A 16,901-nucleotide genomic window follows, 5' to 3' on the forward strand; every position below is an offset into this window, starting at 1 on the left:
ACTCCATTTCACTTGAGCCCGGAGCGGGCCACGCCTTGGATGACGTATTTCTGCGCCGCGAGGTAGAGCACGGCGATCGGGACGATGCTGATCACGGAGCCGGCCATCACCACGTCCCACTCGGTGGTGAACTGGCCGTGCAGAGTGCTGAGGCCGAGCGGCAGCGTCATGAGCTCCGGCGAGCGGATGACCACGAGCGGCCAGAGGAAGCTGTTCCAGCTGGACATGAACGCCAGGACGGCGAACGTGGCCAGCGCCGGGCGGATGAGCGGCCAGACGACGGACACGAAGATGCGCAGGTGCCCGGCGCCGTCGATGGTCGCCGCCTCGTCCAGCTCGATCGGGACCTGTGCGACCGCCTGCCGCAGCAGGAACACACCGAACGCCGACGCGATGCTCGGCGCCAGCAGGGCGGCATAGGTGTCGACGAGGTTCAGCTCGCGCATCTCGATGAACAGCGGGACGACGAGCACCTGCATCGGCACCATGAGCGTCGCGAGGTACACGAGGAACAGCGCGTTGCGGCCGGGGAAGTCCAGCCGGGCGAACGCGTAGGCGGCCATCGCGCTGGTGATGAGCTGCAGCAACGTCGACGCGACCGCGATCCACAGGCTGTTGGCCAGGATCCGCCAGAACGGCATCGCGTCGAGCAGCGTCCGGTACGCGTCCAGGCCCGGCTCGTCCGGGATGAGGTCGGGAGTGCCCAGCCCGGCGCCTGGCGTGATGGACGTGATCACCGTCCACACGAACGGGAACAGCATGACGACAGCGCCGACGGTGACGCCGGCGTACAGCAACGCCCTACGCATAGGTCACCCACCTGCGCTGGCCGCGGACCTGGATGATCGTGACCACCAGGACCACCACGAACAGCAGCCACGACAGCGCCGACGCGTCGCCGGCCCGGCCGTAGCGGAACGTGAGGTCGTAGATCTGCTGGACGACGACCTCGGTCGAGCCGGCCGGCCCGCCGCCGGTCATCACGTACACCTGGTCGAACACCTGGAAGCCGTTGATCAGCGAGATGACCACGACGAAGAAGGACGACGGCGACAGCAGCGGCAGTGTCACGTGCCGGAACCGCTGCCAGGCGCTCGTCCCGTCGACCTTCGCCGCGTCGTACAGCTCGCCGGGGATCGCCTGCAGCCCGGCCAGCAGGATGATCATGACGAACCCGAGGTCCTTCCACGCCGACGCGAGGATCACCGACGGCATCGCCCAGGTCGGATCGGTCCACCATCCCGGGCCGTCGATGCCGACCAGCCCGAGCAGGTGGTTGACCAGGCCGTTCGCCGGGCTCAGCAGCCAGCGCCAGAGCAGAGCGACGACCACCCAGCTCGTCACGACCGGCAGGAAGTACGCCGCCCGGAACACGTTGCGGCCGCGCAGCGCGGTGTTCAGCGCCAGCGCGGCGGCCAGGCCGAGGAGGTAGACCAGCGGCAGGTAGCCGGCGATGTAGCCGAGCGTGTGGCCGAACGCCGCCCACGTGTCGCCGTCGGAGAGCAGGTCGCGGAAGTTCGCCAGCCCGACGAACTCCATCGGGGTGATGAGGTTCCAGTCGTGCAGCGCGACCCACAGCGAGCTGACCATCGGGACCAGCGTGAACAGCGTCAGCGGGATCAGGCTCGGAGCCAGGAAGAGCGCGACGATGCCGGCGTAGCGCAGCCGGTTGCCGCCGTAGCGCAGCGCGTTGCGACGGCGCGGCCGCTGCCGGCGGGGCGCGGCGGTCGTGCTCGGGCGGCTGCTCGTCGTCGTGCTCATGGCAGTTCCCCGGCGAGCGCGCCGCCGAGCCGGGCCCTGACCAGTTCGCCCTGACCGCCGGTCGCACCGGCCGCGTCGTACGGCGTCGCGAGGACCAGCGCGGCCGCGCCGAGCGCCCAGGACGTGTCGTCCCACGACTCGACGACGACGGGCACGCCTCGGCGCGACGGCATCAGATGGGCGCGCAGGCTCGGCTCGAAGCCCGGCCGCCAGTCCTCCCAGGCGCGGGTGCCCTCGCCGAGCACGATGACGACCTCGGGGTCCATCACGTTGATCAGGCCGGCGACACCGCGGCCGAAGAGCTCACCTGCCGCCGCGAAGATCGTCGCGTCCGGTGCGTCGAGACCGGCGTCGCGGGCGGCGCGGAGCAGCGCCTCCTGGCCGACCGACGCCTCCAGGCAGCCGGTGTTGCCGCAGGAGCACCGCGGCCCGCCGGGCTGGACGGGGAAGTGGCCGAACTCGCCGGCGCCGCCACCCGCGCCGCGGTAGACGCTCCCGTCGACGACCAGCCCGGCGCCGACGCCGCGGCCGATCGTCACGACGAGGAAGTTCCGGTGGTCGCGGCCCCGGCCGTACAGCCGCTCGGCGACGGCGAGCGCGTTGACGTCGTTCTCGACCAGGACGGGGACCGGCAGGGCGGCGCGCAGCCGGGCGCCGAGGGCGAGCCCCCGCCAGCCCAGTGTCGGTGCGTCGACGGCGCCCGCCTCCTGGTCGTCGACCGAGCCGGGGACGCCGACGCCGATGCCGAGGACCGGCGCGGCCGTGTCGTCGGTGGTGTCGTCCAGCAGCGGCCGGAGCAGATCGACGAGCCGGTCGGGTGCGTCGGCCGCCATCGCGTCGAACGGCCAGTCCCACGACTGCCGCACCTGCCCGTCCAGCCGCACGTCGACGACGGCGACGTGGTCGGCCGCGACCTTGGCGCCCAGGGCCCGCCCGGCCGAGCCGACGAGCCCGAGCAGCACCGCGGGACGGCCGCCGCGCGACGGCCGGTGCTCGACCTCGGCGACCAGGCCGCGGGCCAGCAGGTCCTTCACGATCTGGGTGACGGTGGCCGGGCTCACGCCCAGCGTTCGAGCGATGTCCGTCCTGCTCAGCGGACCGGACGTGCCCAGCGCGGCCAGCACGGCCGAGCGGGTGAGGTCACCGCGGGGAACGGGCATCCGGCACTTCCTTCGGGACTAAAGTTAGTCATAAAGAAACACCCGCGGCATCAACCTGTCAAGTGGATCGGGCCACCGACAATCGATCAATCCTTGACAAAACTTTTTGTCGGTAACAAGCTGGAGGTGTTCAGCGACAGCGCACGAGGGCCGTTCTGCGGCGGAAGCGGAGTACCTGATGAGCACCAAGACCGTCGCCGAGAAACTGCTGGTGAAGCCTGGTACCTCGGTGTGGGTGTCGGACCCTGACCGGCAGCGCCTGCTCGACCCGCTGCCGGCCGGCGTCCGCCTCGTCGACGGCCCGGCCGACGCCGGCGTGGCGGTCGTCTTCGCCGACGACGAGGCAGCGGCGCGCCGGGTCCTCGGGGCCCATCGCGACACGGTGACGACGCCGCCCGTCGTCTGGGTCGCCTACCCGAAGGCCGGCCGCTCCGACATCAACCGCGACACGCTCTGGCCGATCGTCGTCGAGTTCGGGCTGCGCCCCAACGGCCAGGTCGCCATCGATGACGTGTGGTCGGCGCTGCGGTTTCGGGCCTCGAAGCCGGGCGAGGCCCCGTTCACCGGCGGCGCGAAGTAGCGCGGCGAGGGATCAGCGGCGGCGCAGCGAGGCCGAGAAGGAATCGGCCGTCTTGGCCGGGGTGCCGGTTCGGCCCGACGGAGTGCCGGACCGGCCGGACGCCGTACCCGACCGGCCCGATGCCGTGCCGGACCGGCCGCGGCCGCGCCGGTTCGCCGTCGTCGCCGTGCTGGTGCCCGACGTGCTCGTTGCGGCGCCGGACGCAGCGCCGTCGCTGCCCCGGCCCGAACGCCCACCCCGGCGGCGCCGCGGCCGTCCCCGTCCGTCCTGGGCACCGGAGGCCTCGTCGGCCACGGTGGCGCGAGCGGCCGGCGCCGGCGGTGCGACCAGGGGCGCCGCGGGGCCGGTGAGCTCGGCGATCGCCGGATGCCCCGGCGCGACCCGGGTGATGGTCGGCGTGATGCCGGCCTGGCGGGTCAGCGCGCGGACGTCGCCGGCCTGATCGTGCGTCATGACGGTGACCACGGTGCCGCCGGCCCCGGCTCGGGCGGTCCGGCCGGAACGGTGCAGGTACGCCTTGTGCTCGGCCGGCGGATCCACGTGTACGACCAGGCCGACGTCGTCGACATGGATGCCCCGGGCCGCGATGTCGGTGGCCACCAACACGCGCGACGTCCCGGCCGAGAAGGCGGCGAGGTTGCGCTGCCGGGCGCCCTGGCTGAGGTTGCCGTGCAGGTCGACCGCCGGGATGCCGGCCGCCGTGAGCGCCTTCGCCAGCTTCTTGGCGCCGTGCTTGGTGCGGGCGAACAGCAGCGTGCGGCCCTGGCCCGAGGCGAGCTCGCGCACCACCTGGCCCTTGTCGGCCGTCTCGACCGCCATGACGTGGTGGTCCATGGTCGAGACGTGCGCGACGGCCGGTGCCGTCGAGTGCAGGACCGGGTCGGTGAGGTAGCGACGCACGAGCGTGTCGACGCCGTTGTCGAGCGTCGCCGAGAACATCAGCCGCTGGCCACCGCGTGGGGTCGTGTCGAGCAGCCGCCGCACCGCGGGCAGGAAGCCGAGGTCGGCCATGTGGTCGGCCTCGTCCAGGACGGTGATCTCGACGGCGCCGAGGTCGCAATGGCGCTGCGCGATGAGATCCTCGAGCCGGCCGGGGCATGCGATGAGGACGTCGACGCCGTTCCTGAGCGCCTTGACCTGCGGGCCCTGCCCAACGCCGCCGAAGACGGTGGCGATGCGCAGGCCCGTGGCCGCGGCCAGCGGCGCCATCGTCGCGGCGACCTGGTTGGCCAGCTCACGGGTCGGCACGAGGACGAGTGCGCGCGGCAGCCGGGCCTGGCGGCCGGCGCGCGAGGCGACCAGCCGGGCCACCGTCGGGACCGAGAAGGCGATGGTCTTGCCGGACCCCGTCTGGCCCCGGCCGAGCACGTCGTGGCCGGCCAGGGTGTCGGGCAGGGTGGCGGCCTGGATCGGGAACGGGCGGGTGACGCCGTCGGCGGCGAGCGCCGCGACGATCGTGGCCGGGACGCCGAGGTCGGCGAACGACCGGTCGTCGGCGACCGCGGCCGGTCGGGCCGACGCGACCGTGGTGTCGGGGGCGAGCTGGGGATGCGCAGCGGACGCCGCGGCCGGGCGTCGGTTGCGGTTGCGGGGGCGGCGGCGAGCGCCGTCGCCCCGCGAGGTGCGGGTGTCGGTGGGCACGGACGTCCTTCCAGGACGTAGAGGGAGTGGCCGGTCACGATGGGGGCTCCCGCTCATCTGGAAGGGGGAACCTGCGCCGACATCGGCGCAACGCACTCGACCTCGGGGACGTGTCATGACGTCCCGTCGGTGCCTAGTGTGCCTTATCGGGTGCCCGGTGACCAACCGGGTTCTGCTGCGACAGGAGGAACGAGATGAGTCTGCCGGCCTATCCGCCCAGCCGCTACGACGGTGCGAACGGCGAGGTCGACGTGCGGTTGCGACGCGCCGACGCACCGCCGGAGGTGACGTACGCCTCCGGCGTCACGGTCGATTACCTGGCCACCGGCGGCGGGACCGGCGGCGACTTCGGGCTCTACCGGTGGACCTTCGGCCCCGGTCAGTCCGGCCCCGGCCCGCACTTCCACCGGACCATCACCGAGTCGTTCTACGTGCTCACCGGCGCGGTCAGCCTCTACAACGGCACCGACTGGGTCGAGGCGGGCCCTGGCGACTTCCTCCACGTCCCGCCGGGCGGCGTGCACGGCTTCAAGAACGTGCTGGGTGAGCCGGCCTCGATGCTGCTGATGTTCACGCCTGGCGCGCCGCGCGAGGACTACTTCGAGACCCTGGCCGCCGTGTCCAAGGGACTGGAGCTCAGTGAGGAGGAGCGGGCGGCCTTCTACCTCCGCCACGACAACCACTGGGTGTGACCGCCGACGGTTGGGGAGCCGGTCTAGGTGCGGTACTGGGCGGTGATGGGGCAGTCGAACGGATCGCGCGCCCGCAGGCCGACGTCGTTCAGATACTGGACCACGATCCGATAGGACCCCACCAGCGACGTCTCGGTATACGTGACACCGTGCCGCTCGCAGAACTCGCGCACGATCGGCTGCGCCTTGCGCAGGTTGGGGCGCGGCATGCTCGGGAACAGGTGGTGCTCGACCTGGTAGTTGAGACCGCCCATGGCGAGGTCGGTGACCGGCCCGCCGGTGATGTTGCGGGACGTGAGCACCTGCCGCCGGAGGAAGTCGATCTTCATGGAGGCGGGGACGATCGGCATGCCCTTGTGGTTGGGGGCGAAGGCGCCGCCGAGAAGCAGGCCGAACAGCCCCATCTGGACGCCGAAGAACGCGATGGCCTTGGCCGGCGGCAGGACGATGAACAGCGCCGCCAGGTAGCCGCCGAGGCGGACGGTGACGAAGAGGATCTCGACCCACCGGTGCTCGAGCCGTTCGCGCCGGGCGATGTTCTGAATGCTGTGGGCGTGCAGGGCGAGACCTTCGAGGAGCAGTAGCGGGAAGAAGAACCAGCCCTGCCGCCGCGCGAACCACTGGCCGACCGGGCCGCGCTGGGCGAGCGCCGCCGGCGAGAAGGCGAGGACACCCGGGCCGATGTCGGGGTCGGCGCCCTCCTTGTTGGGGTTGAGGTGGTGGCGGGTGTGCTTGCGCATCCACCAGCTGTAGCTCAGACCCGCGAACAGCCCGGAGATGATGCGTCCGGTCCACTCGTTCCAGCGGTGGGAGGCGAAGATCTGCCGGTGTGCGCCCTCGTGGCCGATGAAGCCGAACTGGGCGAGGACGACGGCGAGCGCCGCGGCCAGCAGCAGCTGGTACCAGGAGTCGCCGAGCATGGCGAAGCCGACCCAGATGGCGGCGAACGCGGCGACCGTGCCGAGCATGAGCGACCAGTAGAACGTGTAGCGGCGCTTCAGCAGCCCGGCCGCCTGGATGAGCTTGGACAGCTCGGCGTACGTGCTGACATGCCGGTCGCGGGCGGATCCGCGCGCAGCCGGACTCTCCATGGCCGTGGTCATCAAAGGGGCACCCTTCTGGTGATCGCGGCCGTGCCCGGCCGAGGCGTCACAGCTGTGACGTCGTCACTGCCACAACGGCTCCATCGAGATCGAGGTTCCGGCAGCAACCAGAACCTATCGGTGCCGAACGCTCGATGCGACCCACGGACCGCAGATCGGGCATGACGGGCTCATGGCGCCGCGGGGAACGTGAGGGTGACGGTGGCGCCGTCGCCGGGACGTCCGTCGATCGCGAGGGTGCCGTCGTGGGCGTGCACGATCTCGTCGACCAGCGCGAGGCCGAGGCCGAGCCGCGGGTGGCCGTTGCCGTTGGCGCCGGGGCCGCGGCGGAACCGCTGCGTGAGCTGGGCGGCCAGCTCGGGGTCGAGGCCGTCGCCGTCGTCGACGACGCTGATGCGGACGGTGCCACCGGACCCGGACAGCCCGAGCGTGATGGTGCCGCCGCGGGCCACATGGTCCATCGAGTTGTCGACGAGGGCGGCGACGGCGCGGCGCAGGGCGCTCGGCACGCCGGTGACCATGTGGGACTCGGCCGGGACGCTGTCGATGACGAGGTCGATGCCCGCGTCGTCGGCTGTGGCGGAGAAGGAGCCCTTGACCTCGGCGGCGATCCGGGCGAGGTCGACCGGCTGCCGCGCCTCGGGCCGGAGCTGCATCTCCGCCGACAGCAGCAGGTCGTTGACGATGTCGTTGAGCACCCTGGCGTCGTCGACCAGCTGGTCGATCTCCTGCCGCTGGTCGTCGTCGGTGCTGGGACGGCGCTGCAGCAGCTGGGCGCGGGTGTGCAGGATCGCGAGCGGGGTGCGCAGCTCGTGGCTGGCCTCCGCGACGAACCGGCGCTGCGACGTCAGCGCGTCACCGAGCGGACGGACGGCGCGCCGCGCCACCAGCCAGCCCAGCCCGGCCGCCGCGAGTGCGCCGACGACGCCGACGAGGATCGACAGCCGGGCCAGCCGCTCGGTCTCCTCCTGCTGCTCGGTGAAGTTCGTCACCGCCGCGGTCCGCTCGCGGCCGGTCTCCTCGACATGGGCGAGGAACGGGGTGTCGCACGTCTCGAACCGCCGGGTGCCCGGCTCCAGCGTGTCGACGGCGGCCCGGACCTCGTCCTCGGGACAGCCATCCGGCAGCGCGTCGACGATCGTCTCGCCGGGCGCGGCCAGGGCCAGCTTGGCCTGCAGCTTGTGCTCGGTGGCGGAGATCCGCTCCTGCCCGCTGATCGAATAGACGAGCGCGATGATGACGCCGATGACCAGCGCGACGGCGACGCCCGTCTGCGCCGCGACGACGATCGACGCCCGGCGCAGCAGCCGCCGGTCGGCCGGCGCGGAGGTGGGGCGGCGCTCGGAGCCGCCTCGGCGCCAGTTCAAGCGGACCCCATCCGGTAGCCGAGGCCGTGGACGGTACGGATGACGTCCCGGCCGAGTTTCCTGCGCAAATAGTAGACGTAGGTGTCCACGGCGCCGGGGCTGTCGGCGTCCTGGAACACCAGCCGGCGCAGCTCGTCGCGGGTGAAGACCTGCGTCGGGTGCGCGGCGAACAGCTGCAGCAGCTCGTTCTCACGCCCGGACAGCTCGATCGGAGCGGCCGCTCCGCCGACCACCCGTCGCGCGGTGACGTCGAGGTAGCGCTCGCCGAGATCGAGGCGGGCCGACGTGTCGGTGTGCCGGCGCAGCAGCGCACGCACCCGGGCCAGCAGCTCGTCGATCTCGAACGGCTTGACGACGTAGTCCTCGGCGCCGGCGTCGAGGCCCTCGACGCGGTCCTCGGTGGTGCCGCGCGCGGTCAGCACCAGGATCGGTGTCGCGACGCCCCGCGAGCGCACCTTGCGCACGAGGTCGACGCCCTCGATGGCGGGCAGCCCGCGGTCGATGATCATGACGGCGTACCGGCTGGTCAGCGCGTGGTGCAGTCCGGACTGGCCGTCGCGGGCGACGTCGACGGTGTAGCCCTCGCCGGTGAACAGCCGGTCCAGTAGCGCCGCCAGCTTGGCGTCGTCCTCGACCAGCAGCAACGCGTGGTCCTGGTCGCCTGCCATGCCATCGATGCTCGCACGAGTGCTCTGAGGTTCCTCTGAGATTCGCGCCGAACCATGAATCGAGAAGACCGCGCCTCGTGACAACGCCGCCGCTCGACGGGGCGTCTACCAGGACAAGAGAGCTGGGTGCGGGGGATCGGTCGCAGAGAGGCTGAGGATGAGCACTGATGGCGAGATCGAGGTCCGGCCGGCCGGCGAGGGCGACCTGCGCACTACCGCGGCGTTGCACGTGTCCGAGCTGCCGCACGGCCTGTTCCCACGGCTCGGCGAGGCCTTCGTCCGCCGCTGGCACCGTGCCCACCTGGAGTCGCGGTACGGCGTCGTGCTGGTCGCGACCCGCGGCGGAGAGGTCGTCGGGTTCACGCTCGGCACCACCGACCGGCCGGCCAACGTGGCCTGGATCATCGGGCACCGTCGCCGTGAGCTCACGCTGGCCGGGCTGCGCGCCCTGCTCACCCGGCCGGTTCTCGCCGCGGAGTTCGTCCGGTCCCGCGGCATGCGGTACGCGCGACGGCTGCTCGGCCGGGCCGCGGCCCCGGCGCGCGTGGTCGCGAAGGGCGACGTACCGGAGGCGGGGTTCGGGTCGATCGCCGTGCTCGAGGCCATCGTCGTGACGCCGGCGCAGCGCGGCCGCTCGATCGGCACGGAGCTGAGTGAGGCGTTCCTCTCGATCGTCGCGGCAGCCGGCGTCGAGCGCGTCGAGCTGGTCACGAAGGTGGGTGCTCGCGGCGCGGCCGGGTTCTATGAGCGGGCCGGCTGGCACCGCGTCGGCGGCCACGTCGACCGCGACGGCGACGAGGTCCACACCTACCGGATCGACCCACGGTTCGTGCGGGCTCGATGACCGGTCGCGGAGTCGGGCGCCGTGGCTTCCTCGCCGGGGCCGCGGCAGCGGTCGTGGCGGCGTGCGGAGCCGAGCAGCCGCGGTCGCGTGCCGCCCGCACCATGCCGCCGCGTCCGCCCGAGAAGCAGCCGGCAGGTCCGGCGCCGGAGCCCCCGTCACCGGTTCCGGACCTGCCGGTGGTGGCCCCGTGGCAGCCGGGCGGGAACGAGATCTCGCCCGAGGTCAAGCTGGCGGCGGTGCGGGTGCTGGAGGCGCTCGGCTCGGTGCCCGGCGGCGGTGCCGTCACCCCCGCGGCCGATCGGCTGACCGCCGCCGGGGCATCGCCGGGCCTCGAGCGCACCGCCGGGCCGCTGCTGCCGCCCGCCGCGCCCGCCGTCGCGCAGATCGTCTACCCGCAGTACGGCGGACTGGAGCGCGGCACCGCGAGCGTCATGACGGTCGTCCGGCAGACCTGGGTCGACGGCGAGGCGTTGCTCGAGCGGGTCGTGACGGCGGACGTCCGGCTGGCGCGCTCCGGCGGCGTGTGGACGGTCACCGAGCTGCGTCCCGTCGCCCCGGCTCCCGCCGCGGCCGCCGCGCTGACCGGGCCGGCCGCCGAGCTGGCCGCGAGCGGGCGGGTCCAGCTGCCGGAGGCGGCCCTCGCCGACCTCGCCGCCGGCGTCGTCGACGCGCGGGTCGTCGCGGCGCTGCTGGAGCTGTCCGGGACCTACCAGCCGGCGGTGTCGGTGTTCCGCGGCGGACACCCCGAGAACGTCTTCGGTACCGACCGCACCAGCAACCACACCCGTGGCCGGGCCGTCGACATCTGGGCCGTCGACGGCCGGCCGGTGGTGTCGATGGGCAAGGACGAGCCGTTCCTGCTCGACTTCCTCGCGGCGGTGCGGGCGACCGGCAGCGACGAGATCGGCGGCCCGGTGGACCCGGACGGCCCCGGTGGCAAGCACTTCGCCGATGACCTGCACCGCGATCACGTCCATCTCGGGTTCGAGCGGCCGCCTGACGATCGTTGACGGCCGCATGGCTCCCTGCTTTACTAGTTCCATAGGAAAGCAGGGAGGCTGGCTCGTGTTCATATTCCAACTCGACAGCACGTCCGGGGTGCCGCCGTACTTGCAGCTGGTCCATCAGGTGCGGCAGGCGGTCATGGTGGGCTACCTCAGGGAGGGCGACCGGCTGCCGCTGATCAGGGAGGCGGTCGAGCAGCTCGCGATCAACCCCAACACCGTGTCGAAGGCCTATCGCCAGCTCGAGCACGAGGGCCTGGTCGATCCCAGGCCTGGCGTGGGGACGTTCGTCGCGCGGGCTCCCGACGTCACGGTGCCGCCGGCGCAGTACGCGAAGCTGCGGCGAGGCCTGGAACGGTGGCTACGGGAGGCCGAGGCCGCGGGACTCGACGAGGAAGCGGTCGGCGCGCTGCTGGCGGTGGTGCGGCGGGAACTGACTGAGGAAGGTGCGGCATGAGCGCGGCGCTCGTCACCCGGGGCCTGGGTAGGCGGTACCGGTCGACGTGGGCGCTCCAGGACTGTGACCTCGAGGTGCCGGCGGGGGCCGTGATCGCCCTGGTCGGGCCCAACGGTGCGGGGAAGACTACCTTGTTGCAGCTGGTCGCCGGGCTGCAGCGGCCGTCGGCCGGGTCGATCTCGCTCTTCGGTGAACTGGCGCCGGCCCAGTCGCCACAGGCGTTGGCGCAACTGGCGTTCGTGGCCCAGGACCACCCGGTCTACCGGCGGTTCCGGGTGTCCGATCTGCTGCACCTGGGTCGTTCCCTCAACCGGACCTGGGACCAGGACTTCGCCGAGCGGCGCATCGCCGAGCTCGGCATCTCGCCGCGGCAGCGCACGGGCCGGCTCTCCGGCGGCCAGCAGGCCCAGGTCGCCCTGGCACTCGCCCTCGCCAAGCGGCCCCGGCTGCTGATCCTCGACGAGCCGGTGGCCAGTCTCGACCCGCTGGCCCGCCGCGAGTTCCTGCAGGTCCTGATGGGCACCGTGGCCGGTGAGGGTCTCACGGTGCTGCTCTCGTCCCACAACATCGCCGAACTGGAGCGCGTCTGCGACCATCTGGTGGTGGTGGCGGGCGGCCGCGTCCAGCTCGCCGGCGACGTCGACTCCCTGCTCGGCGACCACCGCGTGCTCACCGGCCCGAGCGCGGGGGTACCAGGCGGCCCGGGCGTGGTCCACGTCGACCAGGCCGACCGGCACGCCCACGTGGTCGCGAGGATCGGGCCCGCCGAGCCGCTGCCCGGGTGGCAGGCCAGGCCGATCGGGCTCGAGGAACTCGTCCTCGCCTATCTGCGACGCGCCCGGGAACCCTGGCCCGTCCCGAGCGAGATGGAGCTGAGCGCATGATCTGGGTGGCGTGGCGCCAGCACCGCGGGGAGTTCCTCGGGGCGGCGATCCTGCTGGCCGGCCTCGGCATCCTGCTGCTCACGCACGGCGTGGCGATGCACGACGCCTACGACCGTCTTGGTCTGCGGGAATGCCACCTGGTCTTCCTCGCCGGCACCGACCAGGCCTGCATCGACCAGGTGATGGCCTTCGACGACAAGTACGCGGGCCTGCCGCAGCAGTTCACCTCCTGGCTGCCGTTCCTGCCGATGGTCGCGGGCATGCTCGCCGGCGCTCCCCTGCTGGCCCGCGAGTTCGAGCAGGGCACCTGGCAGCTGGCCTGGACCCAGGGCGTGACCCGGACCCGCTGGCTGGCCACCAAGCTCGTCGTGGTGCTCGGCGTCGTCCTGATCGCCTCGGTGGTGTTCGCCGCCGGTCTGAGCTGGTGGTTCGAACCCGTGGACATCCAGCGGTTCACGAGCGGGAAGTTCAACCACGCCGTGCTGGTGTTCCCCGGTTACGTGCTGCTGGGCGTGGCGATCGGTGTCCTGGCCGGAGTGGTCTTCCGCCGCGTCCTGGTGGCGGCGGCCGTCGTCATCCCCGTCTACCTCGCGCTGCGGCTGCCGATCGAGTTCGGGCTCCGTCCCCGCTATCGCGAGCCACTGACGTCGGACGACCCGGACCGGATCGCCCACGGCTGGCCCATCGACGACATCACCATGGGCCCCGGCGAGGGGTTCCCGCCGGTCCGATACCAGCCGGACGACAGGTTCTGGCAGTTCCAGCTCATCGAGACCACGATCCTCCTCGGCATCACCGTCGTGCTGCTGGCGATCGCCTGGCGGCTCGTGCTCGGCCGGAGTGCCCCGAAGGCTCCGCCGACGACCGACGGCGGCCGGGCCGGGGCGGTCACCGTAACGGCATAATTGCCTGGGCGTGCGGCCACGACCTCTGGTCGAGTGGGGCCATGGGACAGCGTTACGACGAGTTCGCCGACTGGTACGCCGGCTACGTCAGCAGCGGAGCGGGCCGGCCGTTCGCCCGCTCGGCCGACCGTCTCCTGCACCGCCTGCTCGGCCCCGGCGACGACCGGCTCTGCCTCGACCTCGGCTGCGGTGGCGGCGCCCACGTCCCGGCACTGACCGGCCTGGGCTGGCGCGTCATCGGCGTCGACGTCTCCGCCCGGCAGGTCGAGCTCGCCCGCCGGACCGGCGTCGCCGCGATCGTCGCGAGCGCCGACGACCTCCCGCTCGCCGACCAGTCCGTCGACGCCGTCGCCACGATCATGACGACCACGGACTTCGACGCGCTGCCGCCGGTGTTCGCCGAGGCCCGCCGGGTGCTCCGACCCGGTGGCCGCCTCGTGGTCGTCGCCGCCCATCCCTGCTTCGGCGGCGTCTTCGTCGAGCACGACTCCCGGGGGCGCCGCATCGTCCATCCCGGCTATCGCCGGCACGAGCGGGTCGAGGAGCACCCGCTCCTCGGCGACGGGATCCGCTCCCGCGTCGGCGTCGTCAACGTCCCACTGCCTGAGCTGCTGAACGCCGTGACCGGCGCGGGACTCGTCCTGGGCGAGACCGCCGAGGACGACGGCGACGAACCGGTCCCGGTCCTGTTCGGCCTGGCTGCCGACCGGCTTCCCGAGTGATCGTCAGGGACGGCCGGCTCCCGGCGCCGGCGCCGGGTGGGCGACCAGCCGTCCGGTCGGCTCGGGCGGCGGCGGGCCGTCCCACTCCTGGCCGACGACGTAGAGCCGCGGGTCGTCGCCGCGGCTGAGGGCGCAGGCGAACGCACCGCGGTCGGACTCGACGACCGCCAGTACCTCGCCTCCCTCGCCGACCCGGACGCAGTGCCGGTTGCCGACGTCGGCGTACCAGACCGCTCCCTCGGCGTCGACGCAGATGCCGTCGGGATGGTCGCCGGGGGTGTCCGCCCAGACTCGCCGCTCGCCGAGGGCGCCGTCGGGCTCGATGGAGAACGCCGTGAGCCGGTTCGCGTACGACTCCGCGACGATGAGCGTGGCGCCGTCGGCCGTGATGGCCATTCCGTTCGGGAACGCCAGAGCGTCGGCGACCCGCTCCACCCGGCCGTCGGGCGTGACGCGGACGACCAGGCCCGGCGCGAACTCGCCGCCGGGGAAGTCGAAGCCGATGCCGTTGACGTAGGCGTCGCCGCGCTCGCTCACCACGATGTCGTTCCACGGGTGCTCCGAGAACGCGGAGAGGTCCGCGTGCGGGACGAGCGACCCGTCCGCCTCCCGGCGCAGCAGCCGGCGCTCCGCGGAGTCGACCACCAGCAGCCGCCCGTCGGGCAGGAAGTCGATGCACATCGGGAACGACTCGACCGTGGCCACCACCTCATGGCGGCCGTCGTCGTCGACCGCGACGACCTGGTGGGCGCCCCAATCGGAGAACCACAGCCGTCCCTCGTGCCAGCGCGGCGACTCGCCGAACACGATCCCGTCCATCAGCACCCGTGCTGTGTCCATGCCCGGTCCTCCTCGTCGGTCTCATCGGGCAGACCGGCGCGGGCGGGAGAACTCATCGCTCGGCTCGGTCGATCCGGCGCAGCCGCCGGGCCGGCTCCGGATCGGCCCGGTGCAGGCAGGCGCGGCCCTTCTCGGCGTGCAGCGGATGCGACACGATCATGATCCGGTCCGCCTCGCCCCAGAGCAGCACCGCGCCCAGCGCTCCGGCAGCCCAGGGCAGCGTCCGCCTCATGCCTCCCGACCCTACGGAGTCCGGACGCGACGAGGGGCGGCCGGACCACGCCCGGCCGCCCCTCGTCGGTGACTCACTTGCGCAGGAACGCGAGCAGCGCCTCGATGACCTCGTCCGCGTGGGTCCAGAGCAGGCCGTGCGGTGCGCCCTCGACCTCGACGTAGTCGGCGCTCGGGAGTCGCTTGGTGAACTCGCGGGCCGTCGCGTCGATCGGCAGGATGCGGTCGGCGGTCCCGTGCAGGATCAGCGCAGGGACGTCGACCTTCTCGATGTCCGCGCGGAAGTCGGTCAGCCAGCTCTGCACCACGGCGGAGGAGGCGTACCACGACGCGCCGGCGGCGATATTCCAGCTGCCCCGGACGGCGGCCTCACCGATGCGCGTGCCGAGGTTCTCGTCGAGGTTGTAGAAGTCGTTGTAGAACTGGTCGAACCAGGCGTAGCGATCGGACTTCGCGGCCTGCTCGATGCCGGCGAACACCTCGCCCGGCACGCCGGTCGGGTTGTCGTCGGTCTGCAGCAGGAACGGCTCCAGCGACGCGAGGAAGGCGGCCTTGGCGACCCGCTCGCTGCCGTACGTGCCGAGGTAGCGGCCCACCTCACCGGTGCCCATCGAGAAACCGACCAGCACCACGTCACGCAGGTCGAGGGTGTCGAGGACCGTCTTGAGGTCGGCGGCGAACGTGTCGTAGTCGTACCCCGTCGTGGGCTGGCTGGACCGCCCGAAGCCGCGACGGTCGTAGGTGATGACGCGGTAACCGGCGTCCAGGAGCGCCGCCGACTGCTTCTCCCACGAGTGCCCGTCGAGCGGGTAGCCGTGGATCAGCACGACCGGCTGTCCGGTGCCGTGGTCCTCGTAGTACAGGTCGATGTTCGCCGTGTTCTCGGTTCCGACAGTGATGTACGGCATGACGCTGGCTCCGTTTCCGCTCGACCGGTCCTCTAACCGGTTCTGTCGATTGCGGGGGTTACAAGTTCGATGGAAGCGCGGATATTCCAACCTGTCAAGAGCTGCTATGAGGTTAGAATGGAGACGATCGGAAAGGACCGACATGACCCCGTTGCTGCTCGACCTGGTGAACTCGCGCATCGTCTATCCCGACGGGCCGCGCGACGAGCTCGGCGACGACGCGGCCGCGCGGGCCTGGCTGCGCGAGCACGACGGGCTGGGGACGCCTGAGGAGATCGCCGACGCCCGCGACGTGCGGCCGGTCCTGGCCGCCGTCATCAGGGGCGAGGCGTCCTTGGACGCGCTGACGCCGTGGGTCGACGTCATGCGGCGACGCGCCCAGCTCACCCGCGACGGCCTGCTCTGGCACGACGACGTCCCGGCCGGGCGCCGGGTGGGGGTGCGGGCCGTCGAGGAGTGGGCCGGGTTGCAGGGGCCCGACGGCTCGCGCATCCGGCCGTGCGCCGCCCCCGACTGCCAGCACTTCCTCGTCGACAACAGCCGCGCCAACGCGCGGAAGTGGCACTCGATGGAGGTCTGCGGCAACCGGGCGAAGGCGCGGCGCCACTACGCGCGGTCGAAGGAGACCGCGAAGGAGCAGTGACCCGGCCTCAGTCGCCGAGTTCGGTGAAGAGCGTCAGCTGGAGGTCGCCGGGGGCGTCGAGGCGGGAGTTGAGCGAGTCCCAGGGGGTGCGCGTCGGCTCGGCGAGGACCTCGGCGCCGGCGTCGGCGAGCCGGCGGGTGGTCGCGGCGGAGTCGTCGACCTCGAGCGCGACGCGGACGTGCCCGGCGACGCGTCGCCCGACCTCGACGCGGTCGATGAACTCGGCCTGGTCCTGGTCGACGATCTCGATGGTGGCGCGGCCGGCGCCGAGCAGGACGACCCGGCCGTCGGGCGAGGAGAAGTCGGCGAGCTCGGGCAGGCCCAGCACGTCGCGGTAGAAGTGGACGGCCGCGTCGTGGTCGGGGACGGTGACGACGAGGCGCAGCTCGCGCACCGGCTCGGAGTCGGTCATGCCCCCAGTCTGGACGCCGTGGGCGTCGGCGGCCAGGGCGTGTCAGGCTGGACCGCGTGACCCTCCCGCCCCACATCGT

At 72.4% G+C, this 16,901-nt stretch carries 20 protein-coding genes; 9 read left to right on the forward strand and 11 right to left on the reverse strand.

Annotated elements, in window-relative coordinates:
* Nucleotides 1-8: 8 nt before the first annotated feature.
* Genes DZA62_RS12955 through DZA62_RS12965 form a run of 3 tightly spaced genes read right to left on the reverse strand, consistent with a single transcriptional unit; the run spans nucleotide 9 to nucleotide 2,921 of the window.
* Entirely contained in the window at nucleotides 9-809 is an 801-nt protein-coding gene (locus DZA62_RS12955) for a carbohydrate ABC transporter permease (protein ID WP_116949310.1), read from the reverse strand.
* On the reverse strand, nucleotides 802-1,761 hold the full coding sequence (locus DZA62_RS12960; protein ID WP_116949311.1) for a carbohydrate ABC transporter permease: 960 nt from the start codon (nucleotides 1,759-1,761) through the stop codon (nucleotides 802-804). The genes DZA62_RS12955 and DZA62_RS12960 overlap by 8 nt, the downstream gene beginning before the upstream one ends.
* Entirely contained in the window at nucleotides 1,758-2,921 is a 1,164-nt protein-coding gene (locus DZA62_RS12965) for an ROK family transcriptional regulator (protein ID WP_116949312.1), read from the reverse strand. Before DZA62_RS12965 ends, DZA62_RS12960 begins: the two co-directional genes overlap by 4 nt.
* A gap of 178 nt (nucleotides 2,922-3,099) precedes the next feature.
* On the opposite strand from DZA62_RS12965, the gene DZA62_RS12970 reads away from it, so the two are divergent.
* The gene (locus DZA62_RS12970; protein ID WP_116949313.1) at nucleotides 3,100-3,501 is read left to right on the forward strand and encodes a hypothetical protein; all 402 of its coding nucleotides are present in this window, start codon (nucleotides 3,100-3,102) and stop codon (nucleotides 3,499-3,501) included.
* A gap of 12 nt (nucleotides 3,502-3,513) precedes the next feature.
* On the opposite strand, the gene DZA62_RS12975 is transcribed toward DZA62_RS12970, so the two are convergent.
* Entirely contained in the window at nucleotides 3,514-5,199 is a 1,686-nt protein-coding gene (locus DZA62_RS12975; protein ID WP_116949314.1) for a DEAD/DEAH box helicase, read from the reverse strand.
* Nucleotides 5,200-5,336: 137 nt separating this feature from the next.
* On the opposite strand from DZA62_RS12975, the gene DZA62_RS12980 reads away from it, so the two are divergent.
* A complete protein-coding gene (locus DZA62_RS12980; protein WP_116949315.1) occupies nucleotides 5,337-5,834 on the forward strand; it encodes a cupin domain-containing protein in 498 nt (165 codons plus the stop codon).
* 23 nt (nucleotides 5,835-5,857) lie between these two features.
* Here the strand turns inward: DZA62_RS12980 and DZA62_RS12985 are convergent, their stop codons facing one another.
* The 3 genes from DZA62_RS12985 to DZA62_RS12995 all read right to left on the reverse strand — a co-directional run bounded on the left by DZA62_RS12985 (nucleotide 5,858) and on the right by DZA62_RS12995 (nucleotide 8,972).
* On the reverse strand, nucleotides 5,858-6,937 hold the full coding sequence (locus tag DZA62_RS12985) for a fatty acid desaturase family protein (protein ID WP_116949316.1): 1,080 nt from the start codon (nucleotides 6,935-6,937) through the stop codon (nucleotides 5,858-5,860).
* A 170-nt stretch (nucleotides 6,938-7,107) separates the two neighbouring features.
* Nucleotides 7,108-8,304 carry a sensor histidine kinase gene (locus tag DZA62_RS12990; protein WP_116949317.1) on the reverse strand — a complete coding sequence of 399 codons (1,197 nt, stop codon included), beginning with the start codon at nucleotides 8,302-8,304 and terminating at the stop codon, nucleotides 7,108-7,110.
* A complete protein-coding gene (locus tag DZA62_RS12995) occupies nucleotides 8,301-8,972 on the reverse strand; it encodes a response regulator transcription factor (RefSeq protein ID WP_116949318.1) in 672 nt (223 codons plus the stop codon). The genes DZA62_RS12990 and DZA62_RS12995 overlap by 4 nt, the downstream gene beginning before the upstream one ends.
* A 157-nt stretch (nucleotides 8,973-9,129) precedes the next feature.
* Here DZA62_RS12995 and DZA62_RS13000 point away from each other — a divergent pair, with 157 nt between their 5' ends.
* From DZA62_RS13000 to DZA62_RS13025, 6 genes are read left to right on the forward strand one after another with little or no spacing between them, the layout of a single operon-like run.
* Nucleotides 9,130-9,816, forward strand: a complete 687-nt coding sequence (locus DZA62_RS13000; protein WP_116949319.1) for a GNAT family N-acetyltransferase — start codon at nucleotides 9,130-9,132, stop codon at nucleotides 9,814-9,816.
* Complete coding sequence (locus DZA62_RS13005) at nucleotides 9,813-10,826, forward strand: hypothetical protein (RefSeq protein WP_116949320.1); 1,014 nt, start codon at nucleotides 9,813-9,815, stop codon at nucleotides 10,824-10,826. The genes DZA62_RS13000 and DZA62_RS13005 overlap by 4 nt, the downstream gene beginning before the upstream one ends.
* A gap of 55 nt (nucleotides 10,827-10,881) precedes the next feature.
* On the forward strand, nucleotides 10,882-11,277 hold the full coding sequence (locus DZA62_RS13010) for a GntR family transcriptional regulator (protein ID WP_116949321.1): 396 nt from the start codon (nucleotides 10,882-10,884) through the stop codon (nucleotides 11,275-11,277).
* On the forward strand, nucleotides 11,274-12,161 hold the full coding sequence (locus DZA62_RS13015) for an ABC transporter ATP-binding protein (protein WP_116949322.1): 888 nt from the start codon (nucleotides 11,274-11,276) through the stop codon (nucleotides 12,159-12,161). Before DZA62_RS13010 ends, DZA62_RS13015 begins: the two co-directional genes overlap by 4 nt.
* A complete protein-coding gene (locus tag DZA62_RS13020) occupies nucleotides 12,158-13,066 on the forward strand; it encodes an ABC transporter permease subunit (protein ID WP_116949323.1) in 909 nt (302 codons plus the stop codon). Before DZA62_RS13015 ends, DZA62_RS13020 begins: the two co-directional genes overlap by 4 nt.
* 41 nt (nucleotides 13,067-13,107) lie before the next feature.
* Entirely contained in the window at nucleotides 13,108-13,788 is a 681-nt protein-coding gene (locus DZA62_RS13025; RefSeq protein ID WP_116949324.1) for a class I SAM-dependent methyltransferase, read from the forward strand.
* Nucleotides 13,789-13,791: 3 nt separating this feature from the next.
* On the opposite strand, the gene DZA62_RS13030 is transcribed toward DZA62_RS13025, so the two are convergent.
* From DZA62_RS13030 to DZA62_RS13040, 3 genes are all read right to left on the reverse strand, one after another.
* A complete protein-coding gene (locus DZA62_RS13030; RefSeq protein ID WP_116949325.1) occupies nucleotides 13,792-14,628 on the reverse strand; it encodes an SMP-30/gluconolactonase/LRE family protein in 837 nt (278 codons plus the stop codon).
* 52 nt (nucleotides 14,629-14,680) lie between these two features.
* Complete coding sequence (locus DZA62_RS13035; protein WP_116949326.1) at nucleotides 14,681-14,860, reverse strand: hypothetical protein; 180 nt, start codon at nucleotides 14,858-14,860, stop codon at nucleotides 14,681-14,683.
* 73 nt (nucleotides 14,861-14,933) lie between these two features.
* The gene (locus tag DZA62_RS13040; RefSeq protein ID WP_116949327.1) at nucleotides 14,934-15,767 is read right to left on the reverse strand and encodes an alpha/beta fold hydrolase; all 834 of its coding nucleotides are present in this window, start codon (nucleotides 15,765-15,767) and stop codon (nucleotides 14,934-14,936) included.
* Between the two features lie 142 nt (nucleotides 15,768-15,909).
* Here DZA62_RS13040 and DZA62_RS36835 point away from each other — a divergent pair, with 142 nt between their 5' ends.
* Nucleotides 15,910-16,410 carry a CGNR zinc finger domain-containing protein gene (locus DZA62_RS36835; RefSeq protein ID WP_232827417.1) on the forward strand — a complete coding sequence of 167 codons (501 nt, stop codon included), beginning with the start codon at nucleotides 15,910-15,912 and terminating at the stop codon, nucleotides 16,408-16,410.
* A 7-nt stretch (nucleotides 16,411-16,417) separates the two neighbouring features.
* On the opposite strand, the gene DZA62_RS13050 is transcribed toward DZA62_RS36835, so the two are convergent.
* Nucleotides 16,418-16,822 (reverse strand): VOC family protein, encoded by a 405-nt coding sequence (locus DZA62_RS13050; protein WP_116949329.1) that lies wholly within the window; start codon nucleotides 16,820-16,822, stop codon nucleotides 16,418-16,420.
* Between the last annotated feature and the right edge of the window lie 79 nt (nucleotides 16,823-16,901).

It is taken from the genome of Jiangella endophytica (genome assembly GCF_003427025.1).
Lineage (GTDB): Bacteria > Actinomycetota > Actinomycetes > Jiangellales > Jiangellaceae > Jiangella > Jiangella endophytica.

Coding starts and splice junctions, on each gene's coding strand:
- DZA62_RS12975 (WP_116949314.1), bottom strand. CDS start 5,199: ATGAGCGGGAGCCCCCATCGTGACCGGCCACTCCCTCTACGTCCTGGA.
- DZA62_RS13030 (WP_116949325.1), bottom strand. CDS start 14,628: ATGGACACAGCACGGGTGCTGATGGACGGGATCGTGTTCGGCGAGTCG.
- DZA62_RS13040 (WP_116949327.1), bottom strand. CDS start 15,767: ATGCCGTACATCACTGTCGGAACCGAGAACACGGCGAACATCGACCTG.
- DZA62_RS12960 (WP_116949311.1), bottom strand. CDS start 1,761: ATGAGCACGACGACGAGCAGCCGCCCGAGCACGACCGCCGCGCCCCGC.
- DZA62_RS12980 (WP_116949315.1), top strand. CDS start 5,337: ATGAGTCTGCCGGCCTATCCGCCCAGCCGCTACGACGGTGCGAACGGC.
- DZA62_RS12955 (WP_116949310.1), bottom strand. CDS start 809: ATGCGTAGGGCGTTGCTGTACGCCGGCGTCACCGTCGGCGCTGTCGTC.
- DZA62_RS13000 (WP_116949319.1), top strand. CDS start 9,130: ATGAGCACTGATGGCGAGATCGAGGTCCGGCCGGCCGGCGAGGGCGAC.
- DZA62_RS13005 (WP_116949320.1), top strand. CDS start 9,813: ATGACCGGTCGCGGAGTCGGGCGCCGTGGCTTCCTCGCCGGGGCCGCG.
- DZA62_RS12995 (WP_116949318.1), bottom strand. CDS start 8,972: ATGGCAGGCGACCAGGACCACGCGTTGCTGCTGGTCGAGGACGACGCC.
- DZA62_RS13025 (WP_116949324.1), top strand. CDS start 13,108: ATGGGACAGCGTTACGACGAGTTCGCCGACTGGTACGCCGGCTACGTC.
- DZA62_RS13050 (WP_116949329.1), bottom strand. CDS start 16,822: ATGACCGACTCCGAGCCGGTGCGCGAGCTGCGCCTCGTCGTCACCGTC.
- DZA62_RS13020 (WP_116949323.1), top strand. CDS start 12,158: ATGATCTGGGTGGCGTGGCGCCAGCACCGCGGGGAGTTCCTCGGGGCG.
- DZA62_RS12965 (WP_116949312.1), bottom strand. CDS start 2,921: ATGCCCGTTCCCCGCGGTGACCTCACCCGCTCGGCCGTGCTGGCCGCG.
- DZA62_RS12970 (WP_116949313.1), top strand. CDS start 3,100: ATGAGCACCAAGACCGTCGCCGAGAAACTGCTGGTGAAGCCTGGTACC.
- DZA62_RS12985 (WP_116949316.1), bottom strand. CDS start 6,937: ATGACCACGGCCATGGAGAGTCCGGCTGCGCGCGGATCCGCCCGCGAC.
- DZA62_RS13015 (WP_116949322.1), top strand. CDS start 11,274: ATGAGCGCGGCGCTCGTCACCCGGGGCCTGGGTAGGCGGTACCGGTCG.
- DZA62_RS36835 (WP_232827417.1), top strand. CDS start 15,910: ATGACCCCGTTGCTGCTCGACCTGGTGAACTCGCGCATCGTCTATCCC.
- DZA62_RS13035 (WP_116949326.1), bottom strand. CDS start 14,860: ATGAGGCGGACGCTGCCCTGGGCTGCCGGAGCGCTGGGCGCGGTGCTG.